The organism is Desulfococcus sp. (assembly GCF_050178255.1).
GTDB classification, from domain to species: Bacteria; Desulfobacterota; Desulfobacteria; order Desulfobacterales; family Desulfococcaceae; genus Desulfococcus; species Desulfococcus multivorans.
On record NZ_JBFXGG010000159.1, the window covers coordinates 1 to 5,410 of the forward strand.

A 5,410-nucleotide genomic window follows, 5' to 3' on the forward strand; every position below is an offset into this window, starting at 1 on the left:
GCCTACTGCGTCTATCCCGGCCTCGGCGGGAGACGGATGCGCCTCCGGGACCCGGAGCGGATCGTGGATGAGATGGAAACGCTCCACCGCGGCTTCGGCGTCGAATGGTTTCACTTCACCGACGGCGCCCTCTGGGTATTGACGCTGCCGCCGGGAGGGGCGGCTCATTCCCACAGGCCCTTTTGGTTTCGAGGGCGCTCAATCCGTCGTGACGTCGCCGGATGTCGAAGAAACGCGGTCGGAGATTCTTCAGAATTTTCCGGCTGAACTTCGCATATAGGAAAAACTTGTGGAATCAGCTTCCAAAAAGCACATGTACCGATATTTGATGATGCTCACCATCGCATCGACGGTGGGGCTTCAGGGCTGGCGGACCCTCTTCGACAATTTTGCCGTCAATGCGGCGGGATTGGACGGGCACCATATCGGCATCATCCAATCGATCCGTGAAATTCCGGGTTTCATGACATTTCTGGTGGTGTATGTCCTGTTGATCATGCGGGAGCATCGTCTGTCGGCCCTCTCGGTTCTGATGCTCGGGGTAGGGATCGCCGCCACGGGATACTTTCCGTCCTACGGCGGGCTGATCCTCACGACCTTCGTCATGAGTCTGGGGTTTCACTGCTATGAAACCACCAACCAGTCCCTTACCCTCCAGTATTTCGATCGGGACACGTCCCCCTGGGTCTTCGGCAAACTCCGCAGCATGGCCGCGGCATCCAATATCGCCGTGGGCCTGTTCATCTACCTGGCGGCCGGGATCATGGATTTTCAACAGCTCTTTCTCCTGCTCGGCGGTCTCGTCGCCGCCGTGAGTTTCTGGGGATTTTCCCAGGATCCCACCGACAGGGACATCGTTCCCCAGCAAAAGCGGATGGTTTTCAGACGGCGTTACGGTCTCTATTATCTTCTGACCTTCCTTGCGGGAGCCAGACGGCAGATCTTCACCTCATTCGCGGTCTTCCTGATGGTGAAGAATTTCGGTTTTTCGGTTCGGGAGATTACGCTTTTGTTCGTCTTGAACAATATCGTCAACTATTTTCTGAGTCCGTTCATCGGCCGGTGCATCATCCGGTACGGGGAGCGTCGGGTCCTCTCCCTGGAATACGCGGCACTGATTTTGATCTTCGCGGCGTACGGCATCGTTCAGGAAAAATGGATGGTGGCCCTTCTGTATATCCTGGATCACATCTTTTTCAATTTCGCCATCGCCATCCGGACCTATTTCCAGAAGATCGGCGATCCCGCGGACATCGCCCCCAGCATGGCCGTGGGCTTCACCATCAACCACATTGCCGCTGTTTTTTTCCCGGCCCTGGGGGGCATGCTCTGGATAATCGACTATCGGATCCCTTTCTGGTTCGGAGCGGGCTTGAGCCTCGCCTCGTTTTTAGCGGTACAGAGAATCCGCATTCCGATGCGGATTGAAGCGCTGCCGATCAAGTCCGGAACAGATCGCAAAAAGACGTCCCCATGATGGATCAGGCCTGTGATTTCAGGGATGCCAGACTGTCTGGGAACGGCATCGACGGGATGCCGCGTCAATCCGTTGCGTCGTGACGGCTGGAAACGGCGATCTCATATGATCCGTCGGCTTTCGCGTCGAAGGTAATGTCAACCTCCAGAAATTGCTGGATCACATGGGCGTTGGTGCGGGTATGACGGGACGGGGGGAGCGTCCGGAAGCGGCCCCTGCCGGCCAGGGCCAGGGGGACGAGCAACTGATCGGCCAGGCGGCGCCCCACGGGGACGTCCGCAGCCAGATATTCACGGGCCTCGGCGACGACCGCCATGGCCACTTTCTCGGCGGGCACGCCGCGACGGCCGAAGCCCGAGAAGATCTCGGTGACGGCGTCGCTTTCCACCGCCAGGGTCACGATATTGCCGGGACCCGGCGAATCGGAGACCTCGATCACTGAAAGGCAATCGTCTTTAAGCGTGATATGGCGGCGGATCACGGCGAGCTCTCGTTCGGCAATGTGACGGGGAAGCTTCGCCGTGACCGCTGCGGCGCTGCAGCGATTGACGCTTCCTCGCTGAAGGAGATCGAAGCCGTTCAGTCTGAGACAAGGTCGAATGTCAACCTGAAAGCGTCCGCCGCCGGCCGGAAAGAACCCGGGCCGGGCAAGCGTTGCCGTTACCTCGGGCCCCATCCGTCGGATCATGGGCAGGAACGTCCGGTCGAGAAAGTCGAAAGGCGGGGCGAACGGGTTGTGGGTGCCCCCCTCGAGAATCAGCCGGGTGTCGCCTTCTGCAGTGAGCAGGGGCGGCAGGATCGCCTGGAGGACCAGCGTGGCGCTGCCGGCGCTGCCGACGTCAAAACGATATCGGCCGGGATAAACCCCTTCGGGCTGAAAGGTGAGGCGGCCGGCGCCCAAGGCCGCGCCGATTGTCCGGGCATGCCCGACGGCCGTGGCGGCCGAAACCGCTGCGAGGTGCTGTCGCATGAGTCCCGGGCGGTTGCGGTTAGCCCGGATGCGAGTGATGGTGAACGGCGTGCCGGTGGCCAGGGACAACGCCAGCGCCGTTCGCAAAATCTGCCCTCCGCCTTCGCCGTAGGCACCGTCAATCTGGATCATCTGCCGTTTTTCGCTTCCTGCCGCCGTCCCACAATGGGTTCAAGGCGCGCCGTGTAGGGGTGGGGGAGGGTCATCCTCGGTCCGGTGTTGCATTACCTCCGCCTGCAATGCTTTGAAGGTCGCCAGTTGATCGGGGGTCAGGATTTCAGAGAGTGCGCTTTCGGTTTCCTGCTGGATGTCGTTCATTCGTGTCCGAAATTCCGTTTCGGTAAGACGGTCTTTCCAATGTCGCCGGAACAATTTCCGCTTCTTGCGAAAATCCTTTCGAAGGATGACCTGAACCTCATCCCACGCCGTGTCGCTCAAATTGAGCTGTTGCTTCAATCGCATCCGAAAGGATCGTGCTTCCGAATGCCTTGGGGGTCCGAATTTGTCGTGAGGCCTCAGCCACCGTTTCCGGAACCGGTGAAAATCGTTTCTGAAGCTTTCCAGCTTTTCCTGCTGATCGGTTGAAAGGTTTGCCTTCAGCATTTCAAAATGGCGTTCGATGATGGCGTCCAACTCACCGGCGTGTTTTTTTCTGAACTCATAGAGGGCTTCCTCGAGGTCACCCAGAATATCCGAGGTTTTTTTCTGCTGCTCCGGTGTCAGGCCCAGTTCGTTCCCGATCTTCTCCATGAATCGGGGAAACAGGAAGGCGGCCGGCCCCCGGACCATCCGTTCGAACTGGCGTTTGGCATAGAGATGGGTTCCCACGGTCCCGAGGACGATTCCCGCGAAAAAGACCAGCAGGATTCCCGCTATCATCTTGAGTTTAAGGTGGTTCATCTAAAAAATTCCCATGGATTGCACCAGACTGAATTCGAGGGGATCGCCGATGAACAGACGGGCCATTTCGTATTCGGTCTGGAAACCGTCTTGAAAGGCGACCACCGACAGCATCACAATGACCAAAACGCATGCCGCGGCGGCGAACCGCCAGGACAAGCCCGTGAATTCATATACGACGCGGGCACGCCACGCCAATGCCGAGGGAAGGACGTGGATGCGTTCCATAACCCCTCGCTGCCACCCGTCCGGAACAGGAGCGGCTGTTTTTTCACGGTAGGCCGTTCTCAGAACAGCGTTCAATCGATTTCTGTAAACGGGTTTCATCGATCCTCCTCGTGTCGGGCCAGCCCGATGAGTATCTTCTCGAGTTTCTTTCTGGAGCGAAACGTTCGAACCTTTACGTTGGCCACGCTCCAACCCAGCAGACTTGCGGCTTCCTTCCCTGTCAGACCTTCCAGGTAGACCAGTTCCAGCACCATCCGATCCTCGGCGGAAAGCCGGCCGAGAGCCTCCTCCAAAACCTCCCGGGCTTCCTTCCGTCGTCCCAGATTTTCATGATCGATTTCAGCGTCATTGGAAAGGGTTTTTTCCAGCCACTCCGCCTGGGCTTCCGTCAGAGAGCTCATGGGCATCTCCCGGTTCCGGTAGTGTTTCCGCCAGAAATCGTAACAGGTCCTGACGGCGATGGATGACAACCAGTGCTTGAAGCTGCCGGTCTGTTTGAAGCCCGGCAGGGATTGGTAAACCTTGACAAAGACCTCCTGAGCGGTTTCCTCGACCTGATCGTACGGAAGGTGTCTCTTCAATATCCGCAACACCGGTTGTTCATAGCGCTTCAGGAGCGTTTCGAAGACATCGGCATTCCCCGCGATGATCTGCTGAATAAGAGCCGCGTCGCTTTCAGTGGTGGCGATCTGCTGCATAATGAGAAGTCGGGTGTCGATGACCGGCCGGAGCCGGGGCAATGCGCCCCGGACCCCGGCATATGATCCTATTTAATGAGGGCGTCCAGTTGTTTTTCGAATTCCGTCCATCGACGACCGGAGTTATCCTGCATCCTTTGATGACGGCGGTTCATATTTTCCTTGACGGCGGCGAGCTGCTCAGCGGTGAGTATCTTTTTGATGTCGCTCACCATTTTGAAGCGGAGAACCATCATGGCCTCTCCTGCCGTCGCCGCTTTCGCGTGGGCCTTCCGGACCGCCGCTTCGTCCGCGTCATCCGCCATCAGGGTCTTCATCATGTCCTGGCGGGCCGTTCTCACGGCATCTCTCTTGGCGTTCAGGTCGGTCGCGTAATTTTTAACGATACCGACGACCTGCTGCATCTGGTCCTCGGTAAGGTTCGCGTCCCTCAGAAATCCGAGACCCATCATGCCGTAACCGCCGTGCTTTCCGCCGTGTCGGCCATGAAACCCCATATTGCCGTCACAGTTTTTCCAACCGCCCCCGCGACCGGCCATGGCCTGGGAGCCGAGGGTGAAAATCATGGCAAGCGCCGCGATAATTGTCAATCCTTTGTTGATCTTCATAGTATCCTCCATGTATCGAATGATAAAAGTGATGAATGGTCGTTGAAGCTTCACGACTGTCGACGGTATTGCCGCCTTATGATGTTATCATCGTTGCCGCGGGGGAAATGGTTACAAAAAAAATGACCGAGATCGGAGGCACCGGATTGTCACTCATCCGGCGGAAGGTTATCGGGTACTTTTGAAAGCGCATGCCGTGCAGTGGGAGTGGGGCTGACATGTTGATTTTTATCCGGAGGCGACCTATAGAGGAGGGGCGTCTCGGGCGTTCTCTCTCAACCTTTTAAACATTTCTGGAATGGATATCGACAATGCAGGATTTCAACATCACCAGACCCATTACCGTCCGGATCGGGGAAATCAATTACGGAAACCATGTCGGCTATCAGCATTATCTCACCTACTTCCAGGAGGCTCGAATCGCTTATCTCGCCCACCTGAGCTTTACGGAAAAGGATATCGGGGGATACGGCATGATGGTGTCCGAAGCGACCTGCCGTTATCGCCGTGAGCTGTTTCTGGGGGACCG

Annotated in this window: 8 protein-coding genes; 3 read left to right on the forward strand and 5 right to left on the reverse strand. The window is 57.3% G+C overall.

Translation table 11 applies throughout. The annotated features are described in order from the left end of the window. Positions 1–267: hypothetical protein (locus tag AB7S84_RS16300; protein WP_428155775.1), on the forward strand; the 267-nt coding region annotated here is incomplete at its 5' end. 22 nt (positions 268–289) lie between these two features. Continuing rightward, positions 290–1,477, forward strand: a complete 1,188-nt coding sequence (locus AB7S84_RS16305) for an MFS transporter (RefSeq protein ID WP_020875903.1) — start codon at positions 290–292, stop codon at positions 1,475–1,477. A 64-nt stretch (positions 1,478–1,541) separates the two neighbouring features. On the opposite strand, the gene rtcA is transcribed toward AB7S84_RS16305, so the two are convergent. From rtcA to AB7S84_RS16330, 5 genes are read right to left on the reverse strand one after another with little or no spacing between them, the layout of a single operon-like run. Next, a complete protein-coding gene (rtcA, locus tag AB7S84_RS16310; RefSeq protein WP_020875902.1) occupies positions 1,542–2,579 on the reverse strand; it encodes an RNA 3'-terminal phosphate cyclase in 1,038 nt (345 codons plus the stop codon). 39 nt (positions 2,580–2,618) lie between these two features. Next, complete coding sequence (locus AB7S84_RS16315) at positions 2,619–3,347, reverse strand: hypothetical protein (RefSeq protein ID WP_020875901.1); 729 nt, start codon at positions 3,345–3,347, stop codon at positions 2,619–2,621. Beyond that, positions 3,348–3,674: a hypothetical protein gene (locus AB7S84_RS16320; protein WP_020875900.1), complete on the reverse strand. Its 327-nt coding sequence runs from the start codon at positions 3,672–3,674 to the stop codon at positions 3,348–3,350. After that, a complete protein-coding gene (locus tag AB7S84_RS16325; RefSeq protein WP_020875899.1) occupies positions 3,671–4,315 on the reverse strand; it encodes an RNA polymerase sigma factor in 645 nt (214 codons plus the stop codon). Before AB7S84_RS16325 ends, AB7S84_RS16320 begins: the two co-directional genes overlap by 4 nt. A 26-nt stretch (positions 4,316–4,341) precedes the next feature. Then, positions 4,342–4,881 (reverse strand): Spy/CpxP family protein refolding chaperone, encoded by a 540-nt coding sequence (locus tag AB7S84_RS16330; RefSeq protein WP_020875898.1) that lies wholly within the window; start codon positions 4,879–4,881, stop codon positions 4,342–4,344. Positions 4,882–5,192: 311 nt separating this feature from the next. Between AB7S84_RS16330 and AB7S84_RS16335 the strand changes: the two genes are divergently transcribed. Beyond that, the coding region (locus tag AB7S84_RS16335; protein WP_428155779.1) for an acyl-CoA thioesterase at positions 5,193–5,410 on the forward strand (218 nt) is incomplete at its 3' end.

Excerpts from the sequence above, each read along its gene's own strand:
- AB7S84_RS16320 (WP_020875900.1), bottom strand. The coding sequence starts at position 3,674 with ATGAAACCCGTTTACAGAAATCGATTGAACGCTGTTCTGAGAACGGCC.
- AB7S84_RS16330 (WP_020875898.1), bottom strand. The coding sequence starts at position 4,881 with ATGAAGATCAACAAAGGATTGACAATTATCGCGGCGCTTGCCATGATT.
- rtcA (WP_020875902.1), bottom strand. The coding sequence starts at position 2,579 with ATGATCCAGATTGACGGTGCCTACGGCGAAGGCGGAGGGCAGATTTTG.
- AB7S84_RS16315 (WP_020875901.1), bottom strand. The coding sequence starts at position 3,347 with ATGAACCACCTTAAACTCAAGATGATAGCGGGAATCCTGCTGGTCTTT.